The sequence below is a fragment of the Variovorax sp. P4_B11 genome (genome assembly GCF_056402355.1).
Genome location: NZ_JBFUHO010000039.1, coordinates 17,531 through 34,204, shown reverse-complemented (window position 1 = coordinate 34,204; position 16,674 = coordinate 17,531). Strand labels below are relative to the sequence as shown.

The 16,674-nt window shown below is 69.4% G+C and carries 15 protein-coding genes; 6 read left to right on the top strand and 9 right to left on the bottom strand.

Features of this window, described 5'->3' with window-relative positions:
- Positions 1 to 18: 18 nt before the first annotated feature.
- The 3 genes from AC1DYD_RS27645 to AC1DYD_RS27635 form a co-directional block, all read right to left on the bottom strand.
- On the bottom strand, positions 19 to 918 hold the full coding sequence (locus tag AC1DYD_RS27645) for a dienelactone hydrolase family protein (protein ID WP_478175952.1): 900 nt from the start codon (positions 916 to 918) through the stop codon (positions 19 to 21).
- Between the two features lie 89 nt (positions 919 to 1,007).
- A complete protein-coding gene (locus tag AC1DYD_RS27640) occupies positions 1,008 to 1,364 on the bottom strand; it encodes a hypothetical protein (RefSeq protein WP_478175951.1) in 357 nt (118 codons plus the stop codon).
- A 111-nt stretch (positions 1,365 to 1,475) separates the two neighbouring features.
- Positions 1,476 to 2,195 (bottom strand): pirin family protein, encoded by a 720-nt coding sequence (locus AC1DYD_RS27635; protein WP_478175950.1) that lies wholly within the window; start codon positions 2,193 to 2,195, stop codon positions 1,476 to 1,478.
- A gap of 142 nt (positions 2,196 to 2,337) precedes the next feature.
- Here AC1DYD_RS27635 and AC1DYD_RS27630 point away from each other — a divergent pair, with 142 nt between their 5' ends.
- On the top strand, positions 2,338 to 3,243 hold the full coding sequence (locus tag AC1DYD_RS27630; RefSeq protein WP_478175949.1) for a LysR family transcriptional regulator: 906 nt from the start codon (positions 2,338 to 2,340) through the stop codon (positions 3,241 to 3,243).
- Between the two features lie 72 nt (positions 3,244 to 3,315).
- Here the strand turns inward: AC1DYD_RS27630 and AC1DYD_RS27625 are convergent, their stop codons facing one another.
- A complete protein-coding gene (locus tag AC1DYD_RS27625; RefSeq protein WP_478175948.1) occupies positions 3,316 to 4,221 on the bottom strand; it encodes a helix-turn-helix domain-containing protein in 906 nt (301 codons plus the stop codon).
- A 28-nt stretch (positions 4,222 to 4,249) separates the two neighbouring features.
- The gene (locus tag AC1DYD_RS27620) at positions 4,250 to 5,338 is read right to left on the bottom strand and encodes a maleylacetate reductase (RefSeq protein ID WP_478175947.1); all 1,089 of its coding nucleotides are present in this window, start codon (positions 5,336 to 5,338) and stop codon (positions 4,250 to 4,252) included.
- A 94-nt stretch (positions 5,339 to 5,432) separates the two neighbouring features.
- Between AC1DYD_RS27620 and AC1DYD_RS27615 the strand changes: the two genes are divergently transcribed.
- Positions 5,433 to 6,365: a LysR family transcriptional regulator gene (locus tag AC1DYD_RS27615; protein ID WP_478175946.1), complete on the top strand. Its 933-nt coding sequence runs from the start codon at positions 5,433 to 5,435 to the stop codon at positions 6,363 to 6,365.
- 27 nt (positions 6,366 to 6,392) lie between these two features.
- On the opposite strand, the gene aptA is transcribed toward AC1DYD_RS27615, so the two are convergent.
- Positions 6,393 to 7,745, bottom strand: coding sequence for an omega-aminotransferase AptA (gene aptA / locus AC1DYD_RS27610; protein ID WP_478175945.1), 1,353 nt, complete (start codon positions 7,743 to 7,745; stop codon positions 6,393 to 6,395).
- Between the two features lie 106 nt (positions 7,746 to 7,851).
- Here aptA and AC1DYD_RS27605 point away from each other — a divergent pair, with 106 nt between their 5' ends.
- Positions 7,852 to 8,793 carry a LysR family transcriptional regulator gene (locus AC1DYD_RS27605; RefSeq protein WP_478175944.1) on the top strand — a complete coding sequence of 314 codons (942 nt, stop codon included), beginning with the start codon at positions 7,852 to 7,854 and terminating at the stop codon, positions 8,791 to 8,793.
- 11 nt (positions 8,794 to 8,804) lie between these two features.
- On the opposite strand, the gene AC1DYD_RS27600 is transcribed toward AC1DYD_RS27605, so the two are convergent.
- Entirely contained in the window at positions 8,805 to 10,940 is a 2,136-nt protein-coding gene (locus tag AC1DYD_RS27600) for an EAL domain-containing protein (RefSeq protein ID WP_478175943.1), read from the bottom strand.
- A 337-nt stretch (positions 10,941 to 11,277) separates the two neighbouring features.
- On the opposite strand from AC1DYD_RS27600, the gene AC1DYD_RS27595 reads away from it, so the two are divergent.
- The 3 genes from AC1DYD_RS27595 to AC1DYD_RS27585 are packed head-to-tail and all read left to right on the top strand — an operon-like array spanning position 11,278 to position 13,603.
- On the top strand, positions 11,278 to 11,901 hold the full coding sequence (locus AC1DYD_RS27595) for a DUF2628 domain-containing protein (RefSeq protein ID WP_478175942.1): 624 nt from the start codon (positions 11,278 to 11,280) through the stop codon (positions 11,899 to 11,901).
- Positions 11,902 to 11,903: 2 nt separating this feature from the next.
- Positions 11,904 to 13,085 carry a lipocalin family protein gene (locus AC1DYD_RS27590; RefSeq protein ID WP_478175941.1) on the top strand — a complete coding sequence of 394 codons (1,182 nt, stop codon included), beginning with the start codon at positions 11,904 to 11,906 and terminating at the stop codon, positions 13,083 to 13,085.
- Positions 13,082 to 13,603, top strand: coding sequence for a hypothetical protein (locus tag AC1DYD_RS27585; protein WP_478175940.1), 522 nt, complete (start codon positions 13,082 to 13,084; stop codon positions 13,601 to 13,603). Before AC1DYD_RS27590 ends, AC1DYD_RS27585 begins: the two co-directional genes overlap by 4 nt.
- Before the next feature lie 178 nt (positions 13,604 to 13,781).
- Here AC1DYD_RS27585 and AC1DYD_RS27580 read toward each other — a convergent pair whose 3' ends face one another.
- Together AC1DYD_RS27580 and AC1DYD_RS27575 are read right to left on the bottom strand one after the other, a co-directional pair.
- Positions 13,782 to 15,107: an aspartate aminotransferase family protein gene (locus tag AC1DYD_RS27580; RefSeq protein WP_478175939.1), complete on the bottom strand. Its 1,326-nt coding sequence runs from the start codon at positions 15,105 to 15,107 to the stop codon at positions 13,782 to 13,784.
- A 25-nt stretch (positions 15,108 to 15,132) separates the two neighbouring features.
- The gene (locus tag AC1DYD_RS27575; protein ID WP_478175994.1) at positions 15,133 to 16,617 is read right to left on the bottom strand and encodes an amidase; all 1,485 of its coding nucleotides are present in this window, start codon (positions 16,615 to 16,617) and stop codon (positions 15,133 to 15,135) included.
- Between the last annotated feature and the right edge of the window lie 57 nt (positions 16,618 to 16,674).

The window sequence follows — 16,674 nt, the reverse complement described above, 5'->3', positions numbered from 1 at the left end:
TAAAGAGCGCCGATGGCGCTAGTCGCCTGCCAGTTGCGTCTTCAGGAACCCAACGGTACGCGACCAGGCCAGCTGGGCGGCCGCCGCATCGTAGCGCGGCGTGGTGTCGTTGTTGAAGCCGTGCTGGGTACCGGGATACTGATAGGCCGTGAAGCGCACGCCGGCGGAACGCAGGGCCGTTTCGTAGGCGGGCCATGCCGCATTGATCCGGTCGTCGATCTCGGCACGCTGGACGAGCAGCGGTGCCTTGACCTTGGCCGCTTCCGCCGGCGCAGGCGTGTTGCCGTAGAAAGGGACGCCCGCGTGGAGGTCCGGCAGCCTGATCGCAAGCTGGTGGACCATGCCGCCACCGTAGCAAAAGCCGACGGCGCCGATCCTTCCGGTGGCATCGGGTCGCGATTTCAGCCAGGTGGTGGCCGCCAGGAAGTCGTTGAGGGCATGCGCCTGGTCGAGCTTGGCGAAGGCTTCGCGCGCCTTGTCCTCGTCACCGGGATAGCCACCGAGGGGCGTGAGTGCGTCGGGCGCGAAGGCCATGAAGCCATCGAGCGCCAACCGCCGCGCAATGTCCTCGATGTGTGGATTGAGGCCGCGATTCTCGTGAATGACCAGCACCGCGGGCAGGGGCTTCGCACCGGCATTCGCCGGGCGCGCCAGGTAGCCGTTGACGGTGCCGCTGCCGGAAGGCGAGGGATAGCTCACCCGCTCGACCTTGAGCCTCGGATCGGCGGGGGGTACCTGCTGTCCGGCCGCGAAGTCGGGGCTCAGCGCCGCCAGCAATGTCGTCGCGGCAACCCCGGCCTTGGCGAATTTCTGGGCCTGCCTCAGGAATGAGCGCCGATCCAGGTCGCCATGGACATAGGCGTCGAAGAGTATGAGCAGTTCCTGGTCGAAATCCTGGGCAGCAAGACGAGGCGGCATGGCAAGGCAGGTCATTGGAAGCGAAGTGCCGCAGCATAGCCGGGACGCCGGAGGACGATCAAGGTGCGCCGGCAGAGGCCCCGCGGCCCTCAGACCCGGATACCGAGGTCGAAACGCCGACGGTTTGCCCAGAGATTGACCAGCGCGTCGAGTTCCGTCGCATAGATCCCCACCTGGGGAGGGCCCAGGGCGCCGTCGCTGCGGGCCCTGCTGCACATGGAGGCGTGCCAGAAGCCATCCGACAGCTGCCTGTACTGACCCAGAATTGCGCAGCCCAGTGGCGCGGCGATCGAGAAGGCACATCGGCGAAGGAGAATGCCATCGCTCCTCGAGCCTTCCACGCCTCTCGTCGACACGAGCATGTGCACCCCGTCGTCTTGAAGAACGCTTTCGCTCGGGAGCTGGGTCAGCAGCTCGGGTGATCGGCTTGAATGTGGCTTGTCCATGATTGCCTATGTATCGGCAGCCATGAGGCAAGTTGTAGGCGACGTGTCATCAAAGCGTAAGCGCCGCTGTGGCCGGACCGCCACCCGCCAGCGCCGCGCCGTGCCGGCGACCTACATCGAAGGCCGTTCGTGGGGCCGCAGGTCGAACACCAGCACTTCGGCCTGGTCGGCCTTCGCGAAGCGCAGCGTGCGCTCGTCGCGGATCCGCGCGCCGTCGCCCTGGCCGAGCCGTTCGCCGTTGACCTCGATGCTGCCGCGCGCGACGTGCACGTAGGCATAGCGATCGGGCTTGAGCTGCAGCGTGGCAGCCTCGCCGCCGTCGAAGAGGCCGGCATGCACGCGGGCGTCCTGGTGCACCGAGAGCGAGCCTTCGGCGCTCTCGGGCGAGACGATCAGGCGCAGCTTGCCGCGTTTCTCGGCGGCGCTGAAATGCACCTGCTGATAGCGCGGCACCGCGCCGCGGACCGAGGGCACGATCCAGATCTGGAGGAAGTGCACCGGTTCGCTGGCCGAATGGTTGAACTCGCTGTGGCGCACGCCGGTGCCGGCGCTCATCAGCTGCACGTCGCCCGGCCGGATGACCGAGCCGGTGCCCATCGAGTCGCGGTGCTCGAGCGCGCCTTCGAGCACGTACGAGATGATTTCCATGTCCCGGTGCGGATGGGTGCCGAAACCCTGTTGCGGCGCGACCCGGTCGTCGTTGATCACGAGCAGGTCCGAGAAGCCCTGCTGCTTCGGATCGTGGTAATGACCGAAAGAGAAGGTGTGGCGCGACTGCAGCCAGCCGTGGTCGGCCAGGCCGCGATGGTTTGCCTTGCGAAGTTCGATCATGGGCGTTCCTTGTGGGGTTTCGTTCGACTAAATTCACGATTGAGTACAAGGAGTATCCGAGGTCGGAAGGGTGTCAATGTTGAGATATTCCGGCGCTGATGATCGATAATTTCGATCCTCTATTGAAAGCGAAGGAAGCGTGATGTTGAAGCTCAGCCTCGAGGCCATCGAACTGGTGGACGCGATCGCCCGCCACGGCTCCTTCGCGGCGGCGGCCGAGCGCCTGCACAAGGTGCCCTCGACCATCTCCTACGCGATCAGCAAGCTCGAGGAGCAGCTGGGCATCGCGCTGTTCGTGCGCCAGGGCCCGCGCGTCAGCCTGACGGCCGCGGGCCAGGAGATGCTCAAGGAAGGGCGCTGGCTGGTGGCCGCCGCCGCCGACCTGGAATCGCGCATGCGCCAGATCGCCACCGGCTTCGAATCCGAGCTCAGGCTGGTGCACGACTCGCTGATTCCGACCGCGGCCTTCAGCCACGACATCCGCGCCTTCGAGGATCTGAACTGCGGCACGCGCCTGCGCATCGCCTGCGAGACCCTGACCGGCACCTGGGAAGCGCTGCGCGACGGCCGCGCCGACCTGATCGTCGCCGCCGGCGACGGGCCGGCCGGCGGCGGCTACAAGGCGGTGTCGGTGGGCAGCCTCGACTTCGCGTTCTGCGTCGCGCCGACGCACCCGCTGGCGATGCTGCAGCGGCCGCTGGTCCGCGCCGACCTGCTCGAGCACACGGCCGTGGTGGTGGGCGACGGCGCCCGCTCGATGTCCGACCGGACCATCGGCCTGCTGGCCGGGCAGCGCCGCATCACGGTGCCGTCGATGGCGGCCAAGATCGCCTTCCAGGTCGAGGGGCTGGGCCACGGCTTCCTGCCGCGGGCCTGCGTGCGGGGGCCGCTGGCCCGCGGCGAGCTGGTCGAGCTGGCGCTGGACGAGTCGCGGCCCGAGGAAGACTTCTGGCTGGCCTGGAAGCCGGCCGCCGCCACGGGCGAGGCGTTCAAGTGGTGGCGCAAGCGCCTGCAGCGGCCGTTGCTGCCGGACATCCTGCCGGCCTGAGGCGCGCGCCGTTCACCGGGAAGCCTTCGCGCAGCAGCGCTTCGGCATTCGCCTTGGGAACGGCCCGGCGGCTCATGCGCGGCGCTGGCGCCGCCACGACGCCGGCGAGCTGCCGGTGCGGGCCCCGAACACGCGCGTCAGGTGGCTCTGGTCGGCGAAGCCGCAGGCGATCGCGATCTCCGACAGCGAAGCCGTGGATGCGAGGAGCATGCCGCGCGCCGCCTCGATCCTGCGCTCGACCAGCCAGGCGTGCGGCGACTGGCCGGTCGTCGCCTTGAACGCCTTGCTGAAATGGCCGCGCGACAACTGGCACGCGGCGGCGACCTCCACCAGCGGCACGCTGCGTGCCAGGTTCGCGGCCAGCAGCTCCTTGGCGCGCCGCGCCTGCCAGGGCGCCAGGCCGGCCGTAGGCGCGGGCCGCCGGCGGGCGCCGCCGTAGGCGCTGGCGAGGTGCGCGCAAAGGGCCAGCGCCATGTGGTCGAGGAACAGCCGGCAGGCCTGCGCCGGGCGCTCCAGCGATGGCAGCAGCGCCGCCGCAATGCCGGCCAGCACCGGATCGGTCGCGCCGGGCGTGCAATGCAGCGCCGCGATCGGGGGCTCGCCGGTTTCGCGCGCGAACGCGTCCATCGCGGCACGCGGCAGGCGGAACAGCACCGAATGGAAGGGGCTGCAGACATAGGCGGAAGGCCGCTCGGCGAGGTCGGCGATGTGGACCGCACCGGGTTCCAGCAGCCCGACTTGGGTTTGCGCGCTGCCCTGGAAGAAGCGCCTGCCGCCGGCCCGCGCGAGCTCCACGCTGACGACGAAGGCGTCGTCGGCCGGCAGCGGCGCCAGCACGAAGAGATGCGGCTGGGCGTAGTGCATCCGCGCCATGTCGAGCGACAGCGAGGCCGACCGCGACGCCGGCACGTCATCGAGTCCGTACTGCTGCGCCAGCTGGCGCGCAAAGGGGCTGGGCAAGGCGGCGTCGTGGGTCATGCGGCAGGAACCTTGGGTGGCAGGCGGATCAAGTTCTGGGGGCCACGCCGTCGAAGGCATCCTGCAGCAACTGCCGCAGGGCGCGCGCCTCGATCGCCCGTGGATTGGCGTACGCATTTTGCAACGCCAGCGCGCAGGCGGGGTCCAGGTCCTCCTCGCGCATGCCGATCTGTTTCAGCGCCGTCGGCGCGCCATTGCGCAGCGCCAGTTCGTGGACCGCCTGCGGGGCGCTGGCGGCACCGAGCGCGCCGGCGATGCGCCGCATTGCGCCGGGCGCGGCTGCGGCGTTGTAGGCCAGCGCATGCGGCAGCACGATGGTGTGGGTCTCGGCATGCGGCAGGTTGAAACTGCCGCCCAGCGTGTGGCACAGCTTGTGGTGCAGCGCCATGCCGACGCTGCCGAGCACCGTGCCGCAGAGCCAGGCGCCGTAGAGCGCGTCGCTGCGCGCCAGGGTGTCGGCCGGGTCCGCATGGATGCCGGACAGGGCGCGGCCCAGCGCCGCGATGCCCTCGACCGCCATCAGGTCGCAGACCGGGTTGCCGTCCGCCGAATAGAGCCCCTCGGCCGCATGCGCGATGGCGTTGATCCCGCTGACCACCGACAGGCCGACCGGCAGGCCGAGCGTCAGGGCGGGGTCGTAGATCACGGTACGCGGCAAGACGCGGGGGTCTTTGCCGGTGCGCTTGAGTCCGTTCTCGGTGAGGCCGTAGATCGGCGTCATCTCCGAGCCCGCGTAGGTGGTCGGGATGGCCAGGATCGGCAGGCCCGAATCGAGCGCGATGGCCTTGCCGAGGCCGATGGTCGAGCCGCCGCCGATCGCCACCGCACCGTCGGCGCCGAGGCGCGCGGCGGCCTCCCGCGCCGCCCGTGCGCTCTCGATCGGCACGTGCATCACCGCACCGTCGAAGATGCCCGCGGCACGGGCGCCGAGCAGGTCGGCCACCCGTTCGGCCTGGGCGCGCTGCGGTGGCGTGCACAGCACCAGCGCCTTGCCGACCCCCATCCGCTCGATCTCGCCGGCGACCTTCGACAGGCTGCCGTGCCCGAACAGGACCCGCTGCGCGCGGCTCTCGAAGCTGAAGGACTGGATGCCGCCAGGTTCGGCGTCGGTGTTCATAGGCGTACCTCGGTGGAGCCCACGGATGCTATTCTTTGCGCCTCGTCATGGGAATCCGGCGTCAGGGCCAAATGCCTTTGCGTTGTTTGCACAAATGGAATCGATCCGCTTTGCCGAAAGCCTCTCCATGTTCGTCGACGTGGCGCAGGCGAAGAGCTTCTCGGCCGTGGCCCGGCGCAAGGGCCTGGTCGCCTCGTCGGTGGCGCGCCAGATCGATGCGCTGGAACAGGACCTCAAGGTGCCCTTGTTCACGCGCTCGACCCGGGCCCTGGTGATGACCGAGGCCGGCACGCTGCTGTTCGAGCGCGCCGTGAAGATCCTGCACGACATGAGCGATGCGCGCAGCGAGGTGGTCTCGCTCGACGGCAGCGTGCAGGGCCTGCTGCGCGTGAGTTGCGTGCCGGCCTTCGGCCGCCGCCACGTGGCGCCGCACCTGGGTTCGCTGTTCGACAAGCATCCGGCGCTGAACGTCGAACTCGAGCTCACCGAGCGCGTGGTCGACCCGGTGCTCGAGCGCTTCGATCTCGTGATCCGGATCGGCGACCAGCCCGACAGCAGCCTGATCTGCCAGCGCATCGGCAGCCAGCGCTACATCATGGGCGCCTCGCCGGCCTACCTGCAGCGCCACGGTCATCCGCGGCGCTTCGCCGACCTGGCGCAGCATCGGCTGATCGACCGCCAGCACAGCACCGGCGCGCGCGGCTGGCGCGAGCTCGAAGGCTTCGACTGGAGCCGTCCGCCGCAGTTCGCGCTCGAGAGCAACGACTGCGACGCCCGCCGCATGTGCGCCGCACAGGGCCTGGGCATCGCGCTGATGCCCAACTGGGCGATCGGCGAAGACCTGGCGGCCGGCCGCATCGTCGAGCTCGACCTCGAAGGCGCGCCGCGCCAGGAGGCGAGCGGCATCTTCCTGGTGCGCGCTGCGCCGCGCGCCAGCGTCAAGGTGCGGGCCTTCACGGAGCACCTGCTCGAGCGCATCGGCCGCTCGGCCAGCTGGGTCGGCGACGCGGCGACGGCGAAGGAGTGAGGGGGCCGGGCCCTGCCGAGCCGAGGCTCAAGCGGTCTCGGCCAGCGCCTCGCCGAGCGCGTTGACCAAGCGCTCGATCTCCGCCTTCTCGACGATGAAGGGCGGGGCGAGCTGGATCGTGTCGCCGCCGTAGCGCACATAGAAGCCCTTGCGCCAGCAGGCCATGGCGACTTCGTAGGGGCGGCGTGCCGGCTCGCCGGGCAGCGCCGCGAGCGTGAGCCCGGCGGCCAGGCCGTAGTTGCGGATGTCGACCACGTGCCGTGCACCCTTCAGGCTGTGGACCGCCGCCTCGAAGAACGGCGCCAGCGAAGCGACCCGCTCCACCAGCCCGTCCTTCTGCAGCGCGTCGAGGGCGGCAATGCCCGCGGCGCAGGCCACCGGATGGGCCGAGTAGGTGTAGCCGTGCGGGAACTCGAGCATGTAGTCCGGGCCGCCGGCTGCCATGAAGGTGTCGTAGATGTCCTTGCTCGCGATCACGGCGCCGAGCGGCTGGGCCCCGTTGGTGACCTGCTTGGCGACGTTCATGATGTCGGGCAGGACACCGAAGGCGTCGGCGCCGGTCATGGCGCCGCAGCGGCCGAAGCCGGTGATGACCTCGTCGAAGATCAGCAGGATGTTGTGGGCGGTGCAGATCTCGCGCAGGCGCTGCAGGTAGCCCTGCGGCGGCACCACGACGCCGGCCGAGCCGGAGAAGGGCTCGACGATCACCGCGGCGATGTTCGAGGCGTCGTGCAGCGCGATCAGGTCGAGCAGCCGGTCGGCCAGTGCCGCGCCGTGGGCCGGCATGCCGCGGCTGAACGCGTTGTCGGCCAGCTGCGTGTGCGGCAGGTGGTCGGCCTCGACGCCCTGGCCGAAGGTCTTGCGGTTGCCGCCGATGCCGCCGACCGAGATGCCGCCGAAGTTGACGCCGTGGTAGCCCTTCTCGCGGCCGATCAGGCGCGTCTTGCTCGCCTGGCCCTTGGCCCGCCAGTAGGCGCGCGCCATCTTGAGCGAGGTGTCGGCCGCTTCCGAGCCCGAGCCGGTGAAGAACACGTAGTCGAGGCCCGCGGGCGTCAGTTCCTTGAGCCTGTTGGCGAGTTCGAAGGACAGCGGATGGCCGTGCTGGAAGGCCGGCGCGTAGTCGAGCCTGGCGATCTGCCGGCTCACCGCCTCGGTGATCTCGGGCCGGCCATGGCCGAGCCCGGAGCACCACAGGCCGGACAGGCCGTCGAAGATCTTGCGGCCGTCGCCGTCGGTGAAGTAGGCGCCGCGGGCTTCCACGATCATCCGCGGGTCGGCCTTGAACTGCCGGTTGGCGGTGAACGGCATCCAGTGGGCGTCGAGCCAGGCGGCATCGGTGCGCACGGCGGGCGCCGGCGAAGGAGAGGTCAGGACGGTCATGGGATCTTCCCGCGGGGCAGGCGGGCGTTGTGTTGCGGTGGCGATCATTGTTGGCATCCTTCATACTTGGAAAAAGAAACCGATATCAATGTTCACTTGACGAATCATGAAAGTAACGAAGGGCGCGAAATCGAAGGCCGTGCTGGGCCAGATCAGCGACATGGACCTGCGTCTGCTGCGGGTCTTCAAGAGCGTGGTCGAGTGCGGCGGCATGGCGGCCGCCGAACTCGAGCTCAACATCGGGACCTCCACCGTCAGCCGACACGTCAAGGACCTGGAAACGCGGCTCGGGGTGGTGCTGTGCCGGCGCGGGCGCGGCGGCTTCGCGGTGTCGCCCGAAGGCGAGCGCGTCTACCGCGAGACCCTGCGCCTGCTGGCGTCGGTCGATGTCTTCCGCGAGAGCATCGATGACATCCACCAGCGCATGGGCGGCCGGCTCGAGGTGGCGGTGTTCGACAAGACCGCCACCAACCCGGAGGCGCGCATCGGCGAGGCCATCGCGCTGTTCAACGACCGGGCACCGGACGTCAGCCTGAGCATGCACGTGGCGACCCTCAACGCGATCGAGCGCGGCATCATCGACGGCAGTTTCCACGTCGGCGTGATCCCGGCCCACCGCAGCTCCACCAGTCTCTCCTACACCGACCTGTTCGGCGAGCAGATGCTGCTCTATTGCGGTGCCGGCCATCCGCTGTTCGACGCCCCGCAGGGCGCGCTCACCTGGGCGCGCCTCAAGGGGCACGCCTTCGCAGGGCTCGGCTATCACTCGCCCAACATGGACCTGAGCCACCAGGCGCGCCTGGTTCGCACGGCGACCGGCTTCGACCAGGAGGCGATCGCCACGCTGATCCTGTCCGGGCGATTCCTGGGTTTCCTGCCCGACCACTATGCCGAGGCCTTCGAACGCCGAGGGCAGGTGCGGGCGGTGCGGCCGGACCGTTTCCGCTACAGCTGCAGGTTCGTGTCCATCGTGCGCCGGGCACCGCAGCCGTCGCGGGCCGCGCAGTTGTTCGCGCAGTGCCTGGACGCGGCGCACGCGCGGGGCTGAGCCCGGCGCGGCTACGAGGCCGGCGCGAGTGCCGAGGACGCGTCCAGCGTCCAGCCCAGCACCGCCGACGCCCGCATCGGCCGCGCATAGAAGTAGCCTTGCAACTCGTCGCAGCCGAGGTCCAGCAGGACGTCGCGCTGTCCCTGCGTCTCGACGCCTTCGGCCACGACCGTGAGCCGCAGGGCATGGGCCAGCTTGATGACGGCCTCGACCACGGCGCGCGCGTCCTCCTTGCCCTCGATGTCCTTGACGAAGCTGCGGTCGATCTTCAGCTGCCGTGCCGGCAGGTCGCGCAATTGGCTGAGGCTCGAGTAGCCGGTGCCGAAGTCGTCGATGGACAGGTGGACGCCGATGCGGGCCAGGCCCTCGAAGATCCGGGTGGTGATCTCGCGCTCCTGGATCGCGACCGACTCCGTGATCTCGCAGATCAGCTGCGAACCGAGCAGGCCGTGCCGCCGGAGCGCTTCCTCGACCGAGTCGACCAGGGAGACCTCGCGCAGCTGATGCACGGAAAGGTTCACCGCCACGCGCATGTGGCGGCCTTCGTCGCCCCAGGCCGCGACCTGCCGGCAGGCTTCGTTGATGACCCAGTGGCCGAGCCGCACGATCAGGCCGAAGCGCTCGGCCAGCGGGATGAAGGTGTCGGGGCCGACGACGCCCAGGCGGGGGTGGTTCCATCTGACGAGGGCTTCCAGGCCGCTCAGGCGATGGCGCCTTCCATGGATCTTCGGCTGGTAGTAGAGCTCGAGCTGGTCGCCCTCCAGGGCCTGGCGAAGATCGCTCTGCAGTTGCAGGTGGTCGGCCGTGTCGACGGACATGTGCGCCTCGAAGAAAGCCAGGCTGGAGCCGCCCGTGCGCTTGGCCGCATACATCGCGGCGTCGGCGTGGGCGACCAGCTTCTCGCCATCCCCTTTCAGGGCGTGCATCGCGATGCCGATGGAGCACGAAATGCGCAACTGGCGGCCGGCGACTTCGAAGGGCTGCGCGAAGGCGCGCAGGATCCGGTTGGCCACCTGGACGCAGTCTTCGATGGCGTGCAGGCCTTCCAGCAGCAGCACGAATTCGTCGCCGCCGACCCGTGCCACCGTGTCGCCCGCGCGCGATTCGGCGATCAGCCGCTGCGCGGTGGTGACCAGGATCTGGTCGCCCGCGCCATGGCCGAAGGTGTCGTTGACCGGCTTGAAGCCGTCCAGGTCGACGAACAGGACGGCCAGCTGTTCCACCACCGCCTGCTCGTTGACACGCTCGAGCCGATACACGGCCTGGCGCAGCCGGTCCTCGAACAAATGCCGGTTGGGCAGTCCGGTCAGCGGGTCGGACAAGGCCCGCTGGAGCAACTCGTCGTTGGCGCTCTGGAGTCGCGCGTTGGATTCCTGAAGCGAATGCGAGAACTGGCGCGCAACCCGCTGAAGCCGGGCTTGCACCATCGAGGCGACCAGGGTGCCCAGCAGCAGCATGAAGGTCGTGATCGCGACGATGGCGGCCAGGTTCTGTCCGCGCAGCGCGTGGGCGCTCAGGCAGACCGAATCGAGCGGGAAGCGGGCCGCCGCCATGCCGGTGTAGTGCATGCCGCAGATGGCCGCCCCCATGACGGTGGCGGCCAGCACCTTGAGCGCGAATTTCTGCCGGGTGTGGATGTGCTGGAGGAATCGGAAGATGACCAGCGCCGCGGCGGAGGCGGCGACCGCGATGAGCGCCGAGACGGCGACCAGGCGCAAGTCCCAGACGATGCCGGGCTTCATGTCCAGGGCCGCCATGCCGATGTAGTGCATGCCGCAGATTCCTGCGCCCATCGCGACCGAGGCGCCCGCCACCGAGGCGGGGCTGTAGCGACCGGCGCTTGCTACGCCGAGCGCGACAACCGAGGCGGCCACCGCGGCGAGCCAGGAGGCGAAAGTCATGAGGCCGGTGAAGCCGAGCTCGATCGGCAACGAGAAGGCCAGCATGCCGACGAAGTGCATGGACCAGATGGCCGTGCCCATGACGAGGGAGCCGGCGGCCCACCACATCTTGCTGACGCCCCCGTCAGGCGTGCGGACCTTCAGGGACAGGTCGAGGGTCACGTAGGACGCCAGAATGGCCACAGCCACCGAAGCGACGACGATCCAGGGATCGTGGTCCGAGGCAAGGAAGCTGACATCGTTCATGAAGGCGCGCCGTAAATGAATCCCAATCTATCGGCATTTGGCGGCAATCGTTGAGGCCGGCGGGTCTCGAACGCTTCGGCAGCCGCCGGCGTTGTCAAAAACTCACGCACCACCCATGCCAATTTCCTGCTTCAGGATGTAACTGATACGCTCGGGGCCAGTCTGACCTGCGATGACCTGGGGATCGTTGACGATGAATTGCGCTCGATGCGGCACCTTGATGCCTCCCGGGGCCGGCGCTTGCGCCCGATGCGGCGCCGCAGCCGGCGGTGCTTTGCAGGAGGCGGCCGCCGTCGGTCCGCCTCCGCGCGATGCGATGGGCAGGGTGGAGCCGGCGATGGGCAGCGAGAGCGCTTGGCAGCGCATGCGGACACCCACGGCGCCCCAGGGCCGGTCTTCGTCGCGGGTTGCGCAGAGCCAGGAAGAGCTCTATTCGCTCGTGATCGGCGACGCCAATCTTCAGCACTACCTGCGCAAGTTCGCCCAGTTCGATCGCGACGGAAAAACCTCGGCGGGCTGGCACTGGCCGGCCTTCTTCGTCACCTTCGGCTGGTTGCTCTACCGCAAGAGCTGGTTGAACGCGGCGCTCTATGCCTTCGTGCCCGGCGTCGTCGTCGGCTTCGCCACCGCGATCGCGGCCCCCTTCGGTCCGGCGGCCGTCGCCGTCGTGACGCTGGCGGTCGGGCTCCCTGTCCTGCTGCTGCCACCCTTGTACGCGGATGCCGCCTACTATCGGCTGTGCAGGAAGCGGATCTCCAAGGTTCTGAGCCTGCCCGGCAAGGACCCCGACACCCTGCGTGCGCTACTGCTCAGGAAGGGCGGCACCAGCCGGGTCGCGCCGATCCTCATCGTGCTGCTGACGATCCCCGCGGCCGTCGTGGGAATGATGGCGGCGATCTCGACATCGGCCGGCCCGGACGACGCGGTGCGCGCCAAGGCTGCAAGCCAAAGGATGCCCTGACCATGAAAGCCGACGACCTGGCCCGCGACTACCGACGCTCCGGTTCGGGCCGTTCGCGTTCGTCCCGCAGACGGCGGGCCCGAAGGAAGGGGCTGTGGATCTTTTTCGCCGCCATGGTCGCCGTCATCGCGGTGGTCGGTGCGGGCCTGCTCTACCTGTCGGAGTCCGAGCGGCTGCCGCTCGCCGCCGCGCCGGCCGCGCCGGTCGAAGCGGGCAAGAAGCCGGCGGAGCGCACGGCGGCCCTGGCGCCGCTGAACCTGCCGGCCGACCATGCGCCGCATGGCTCCGGCATGGAATGGTGGTACTACAACGGCATCCTCGACGCCAAGACGGGCGATCGCTACGCCTTCCATGTCGCCGTCTTCGTCGCCAACGGACTGGTCAAGCAGACGGTTATGCACGCAGCGTTGACCGACCTGCAGACCGGCAAGCGCTTCACCAGCCAGAACCGCACGGGCGGCCTCCCCGCCAGGAGCGTCACCAACGGATTCGATTTCAGGCAGGATGGCTGGCAGGTCGTGGCATCGGGCCCGGCGCATGCCCTGCGTGCATCGTTCGAGGGTGCTTCCCTTGCGCTCGACCTCGAGGACACACACCCGGTGGTTGCGCACCGGGCCGCGGATTCGGCCACGCCGGGGCTTTTGGACTTCGGCAAGAGCGGCATCAGCTACTACTACTCGCGCCCCCGCATCTCGACCCAGGGCGAGATCTCGATCGGCGGCAAGTCGGTCCCGGTGAGCGGCGACGTGTGGTTCGACCACCAATGGGGCGACTTCGATGTCCTGACGCTGGGCTGGAACTGGTTTGCCTTGCACCTGGCGGACGGCTCCGACGTGATGCTCTATGAACTGTTCGACATGGAGGGGCGCAAGGTGATGACCGCCGGCACGGTGTCGAATGCCGTGGGAGCGGTGCCGCTGAAGGCGGGCGACGTCGAGTTGAAGCCGGGCAGCACCTGGACCAGCCCGAAGACCGGGATCCGCTACGTCGTCGAATGGGGCCTCAAGCTGCCGTCCGGGACCTATGCCATCAAGCCCTTCCATCCGGATGGCGAATTCGATTCGTCCCAGACGACTGCGAATGTCTATTGGGAAGGGCCGGTGAAGGTGACCGGCAGTTCCAATGGCGAAGGCTTCCTGGAACTGAGCGGCTACGACCGCGTCAAGCCGCCGAATCGAAAATGAATCAAGGATTTGAAGTGGTTCTGGGCGTGGCGCTCGGTGCCCTCGCCGGGATCGTCGGTGGGGCGCTCGCGGGTTGGCGGCAGTCGTTGCGCGAGCGGGAGAATTGGACGCGCAGCCGCGAAGACCAGCTTCGCTCGGAGACGCGAGGCGCGGTGGCGGCGCTGGCGAGAACGCTCGCCTCGACGGCCCATTCGATGATGTGGGCCACCTTCAAGGCCCTCACTTCAGGCAAGGCCAGCCTCGAGGCGCTGGCCTCTTTCGAGGTCGAGTTCCATGCCGAAGTGGCCGAGCTGGTGGGTGCCCAGATGCGTCTGGCCGAACTGGACTTCGCGCTCTACGAAAAAGTCACGCCGTACGTCGGCCAGGTCATCTCGATGGGCGGCGGCACCTATGCCGCGCTGAGAGCCTCGATGGAGAAGGCGCTCGACGCCGAGGAGCAGCTGCGCGCCAGCAACCAGGAGGCGCTCGACCTGCTCAGGGAGGTGCCGAAGAAGGTGGCCGGCCTGTTGGCGGCCTAGGGCCTGTTCAGCCTATTTCCGGGGTCGCGAAGGCATGCCAGGACGGGCCAATCAAGGCGCGCGACATGTGGCTCGGCACACTCTCAGAGTGCGCAATCCACGATACCGGAGACGAGCCTTCCTTCGCCTATCGAGCGACCATGATGTCTAGGGATGCGCTGCACGCAGGGTCGCTCCGTCATCCGGCCGCACGGCGAGGCAGCAGGCCCGCATGGACCGCGAGGAAGTCGGCCACGGCCTGCTCGAAGCGCGCGATCGCATCGTCTTCCAGCGGCAGCGACAGCACGATGAAGCCGCGCGGCGAGGCATAGATGCCCCGCGCCAGCAGGTGGAAGAAGAAGAGCCGGCGCAAGCGCGGGTCGACCGCGGCGAGGTCTTCGGGCCGCAGGATCTCGCCGGCCACGAAATGGGCGTTCATCACCGAGCCGACGCCGGTGAACTGCAGCGCGACGCCGGTTTCAGCGCAGCGGGCGTTGAGCCGCTCCCGAAGTGCCGCCCCGCGCGCCGCCAGCGCGCCGGCGGCGGCGGGCGGAAAGAGCCGCGTCAGGCCGGCATGGCCCGCCGCCATGGTGACCACGTTGTTGTTGAAGGTGCCGGAATGCGCGAGCGGCCCGCTGCGCGGGTCGAACAGCGCCATGATGTCGGCGCGTCCGCCGAAGGCCCCGAAGGGCATGCCGCCGCCAATGTACTTGCCCAGGGTGCTCAGGTCGGGCCTGATGCCGTGGCGCGCGGCCAGCCCGTGCGGCGCCAGGCGCGAGGTCATGACCTCGTCGATCACCAGCAGGGCGCCGGCCTCGGTCGTCAGCGTGCGCAGGGCCTGCAGGAAGCCGGGCAAGCCCGGGATGCAGCCGCTGGCGCCCAGCATCGGTTCGACCAGCACCGCTGCGATGTCCCGGCCTTCGCGCGCGAAGGCGGCCCGCAGGCTCGCCTCGTCGTTGTAGGGCAGCACCAGGAAGTCGAAGGGCACGGTGGTCGGCGACGGCTCGGCACCGAAGCTCAGCACGCCGCCGTGGTAGCCGCCCGAGAACACCATGATCCGCTTGCGTCCGGTGAAGTGCAGTGCCGCCGTGATGGCCATCAGGTTGGCTTCGGTCCCCGAATTGGTGAAACGCACGCGTTCGATCTGGGGGAAGCGCTCGCAGATCAGCTGCGCCAGCTGGCCCTCGCGCAGGTTGTGGCCGGTGAGGTTGATGCCGCCCTCCATGGCCTCCAGCACGGCCTGGCGGATCTCCGGCGCCGAGTGACCGTACACGCCGGCCGTGTACTCGGCGATGAAATCGTCGTAGCGATGGCCGTCCACGTCCCACAGGACGGCGCCTTCGCCGCGCGCGATCGTGAGCGGGAAGGGGGCGTAGAACAGCACCGATCGGCTGTTGGCGCCGGGCAGGAAGCGTGCATGGGCGTCGAAGCGCTCGCGGCTGGCGGGGTTGGACGCGGTGAATGCATCCAGCCGCTGCGCCAGCGCCTGGTCGAGGTCGGGGAGGGCGAGGGAGGTGGGTGCCATGGGTTCGTGCGAGCGGGATTTGAATCTACACGACCGAGGTGGCGCCGCCGCCGGCACGGCCCGGCTCGCGCCAGTTCGCGGGCGGGGGTGCGGTGACGATCGAGTCCAGCGTCGGCTGCGGCATCCGCAAGGCGGCCAGGTCGGGGCGCGGGCGGCGCAGCGCCGGGTCGGCGGCAAAGGCCTGCTCCAGCGCCAGCGCCGCCGACAGCACCCGCAGGTCGCCGCGGAAGGGGCCGACCACCTGGAGGCCGAAAGGCATGCCCTTGGCGTCGGTGCCGCAGGGCAGCGTCAGCGCGGGATGGGTGGTCAGCGTGGTGACGTAGGTCAGCGCCAGCCACCGGTAGTAGTTGGCCTGTGGCTTGCCGTCGACGACCCGGGCGTAGGGCTGGGTCCAGGGAAAGGGCGAGACCGGCGTGGTCGGCGCCAGCACCAAGTCGTAATCGGCGAAGGTGGCCTGGAAGCGCTGCAGGATGCGGGTCTGCTCGGCCTGCGCCCAGGCGCTGTCGAGCAGGCTCATGCCGGCGCCCAGCTCATAGTTGGCGCGCGGGTTCTCGCCCAGGCTCGCGGGGTCCTTCTCGTAGCTCTCGCGCATGCCGGCGACGAAGGCCTCGGCGCGCAGCACGTCGAAACAGCGGTGCACCTCGCCCAGGTCGAAGCGCACCGCGTCGCAGCGGGCGAACAGGTGCCGCATCGCCGCGATCCGGGCGGCGAAGGTGGCGCGGATGTCGGGGTCGACGTCGCAGCAGTCGAAGTCGGTGGTGTAGGCCACCCGGAGCCGGCCCAGCTCGCCCGGCTGCGGATTCAGGAAGGCCAGCGGGTCGAGCGGATAGCTGAGCGGGTCGCCGGCATGCATGCCGGCCGTGGCGGCGAGCTGCAGGCAGGCATCCGCGACCGTGCGGCCCATGGGGCCGACGACCGAGATCGGTGTCCAGCCCAGCAGCTTGCGCACGCTCGGCACCACGCCGGGCGAGGGGCGAAAGCCGACCACGCCGCATTTCGATGCGGGAATGCGCAGCGAGCCGCCGGTGTCCGAGCCGGTGCAGACGGGCAGCATGTCGCAGGCCAGGGCCGCGGCCGAACCGCCCGAGGAGCCCCCGGCATTCAGGCGGGGATCGAAGGGGTTGCCGGTGGCACCCCACACCGGGTTGCGCGAATTGGCGCCGGCGCCCATCTCGGGCACGTTGGTCTTGCCGGCGACGATGGCGCCGGCGCGGCGCAGCCGGGCCACCAGCTCGATGTCCTGCGCCGGCACGTGGTCGCGGAAGGCGGGAGAGCCATAGGTGGTCAGCAGGCCGGCGGTGGGCTCCAGGTCCTTCACGCCCAGCGGCAGTCCGTGCAGCAGGCCCAGCGGCTCGCCCTTCAGCACCGCCCGCTCGGCGGCGCGGGCCTCGTCGCGCGCGCGGTCGAAGCAGGTTGCCGTGACGGCGTTGACGAAGGGGTTGACCGCCTCGATGCGTTCGATGCACGCCGCCAGCAGTTCGACTGGCGAGATTTCCCGGGTGGCGATCATCTGCCGCAAGGCGACGGCGGAATGCTCGACCAGGGCGACGGGGCGGGCGGCGCTGTT

Bases quoted from the DNA above. Each gene is read 5' to 3' on its own strand.
- AC1DYD_RS27585 (WP_478175940.1), top strand. From the start codon at position 13,082: ATGAATCAAGGATTTGAAGTGGTTCTGGGCGTGGCGCTCGGTGCCCTC.
- AC1DYD_RS27575 (WP_478175994.1), bottom strand. From the start codon at position 16,617: ATGATCGCCACCCGGGAAATCTCGCCAGTCGAACTGCTGGCGGCGTGC.
- AC1DYD_RS27640 (WP_478175951.1), bottom strand. From the start codon at position 1,364: ATGGACAAGCCACATTCAAGCCGATCACCCGAGCTGCTGACCCAGCTC.
- AC1DYD_RS27645 (WP_478175952.1), bottom strand. From the start codon at position 918: ATGCCGCCTCGTCTTGCTGCCCAGGATTTCGACCAGGAACTGCTCATA.
- AC1DYD_RS27615 (WP_478175946.1), top strand. From the start codon at position 5,433: ATGGAATCGATCCGCTTTGCCGAAAGCCTCTCCATGTTCGTCGACGTG.
- AC1DYD_RS27620 (WP_478175947.1), bottom strand. From the start codon at position 5,338: ATGAACACCGACGCCGAACCTGGCGGCATCCAGTCCTTCAGCTTCGAG.
- AC1DYD_RS27600 (WP_478175943.1), bottom strand. From the start codon at position 10,940: ATGAACGATGTCAGCTTCCTTGCCTCGGACCACGATCCCTGGATCGTC.
- AC1DYD_RS27635 (WP_478175950.1), bottom strand. From the start codon at position 2,195: ATGATCGAACTTCGCAAGGCAAACCATCGCGGCCTGGCCGACCACGGC.
- aptA (WP_478175945.1), bottom strand. From the start codon at position 7,745: ATGACCGTCCTGACCTCTCCTTCGCCGGCGCCCGCCGTGCGCACCGAT.
- AC1DYD_RS27625 (WP_478175948.1), bottom strand. From the start codon at position 4,221: ATGACCCACGACGCCGCCTTGCCCAGCCCCTTTGCGCGCCAGCTGGCG.
- AC1DYD_RS27595 (WP_478175942.1), top strand. From the start codon at position 11,278: ATGGGCAGCGAGAGCGCTTGGCAGCGCATGCGGACACCCACGGCGCCC.
- AC1DYD_RS27590 (WP_478175941.1), top strand. From the start codon at position 11,904: ATGAAAGCCGACGACCTGGCCCGCGACTACCGACGCTCCGGTTCGGGC.
- AC1DYD_RS27630 (WP_478175949.1), top strand. From the start codon at position 2,338: ATGTTGAAGCTCAGCCTCGAGGCCATCGAACTGGTGGACGCGATCGCC.
- AC1DYD_RS27605 (WP_478175944.1), top strand. From the start codon at position 7,852: ATGAAAGTAACGAAGGGCGCGAAATCGAAGGCCGTGCTGGGCCAGATC.
- AC1DYD_RS27580 (WP_478175939.1), bottom strand. From the start codon at position 15,107: ATGGCACCCACCTCCCTCGCCCTCCCCGACCTCGACCAGGCGCTGGCG.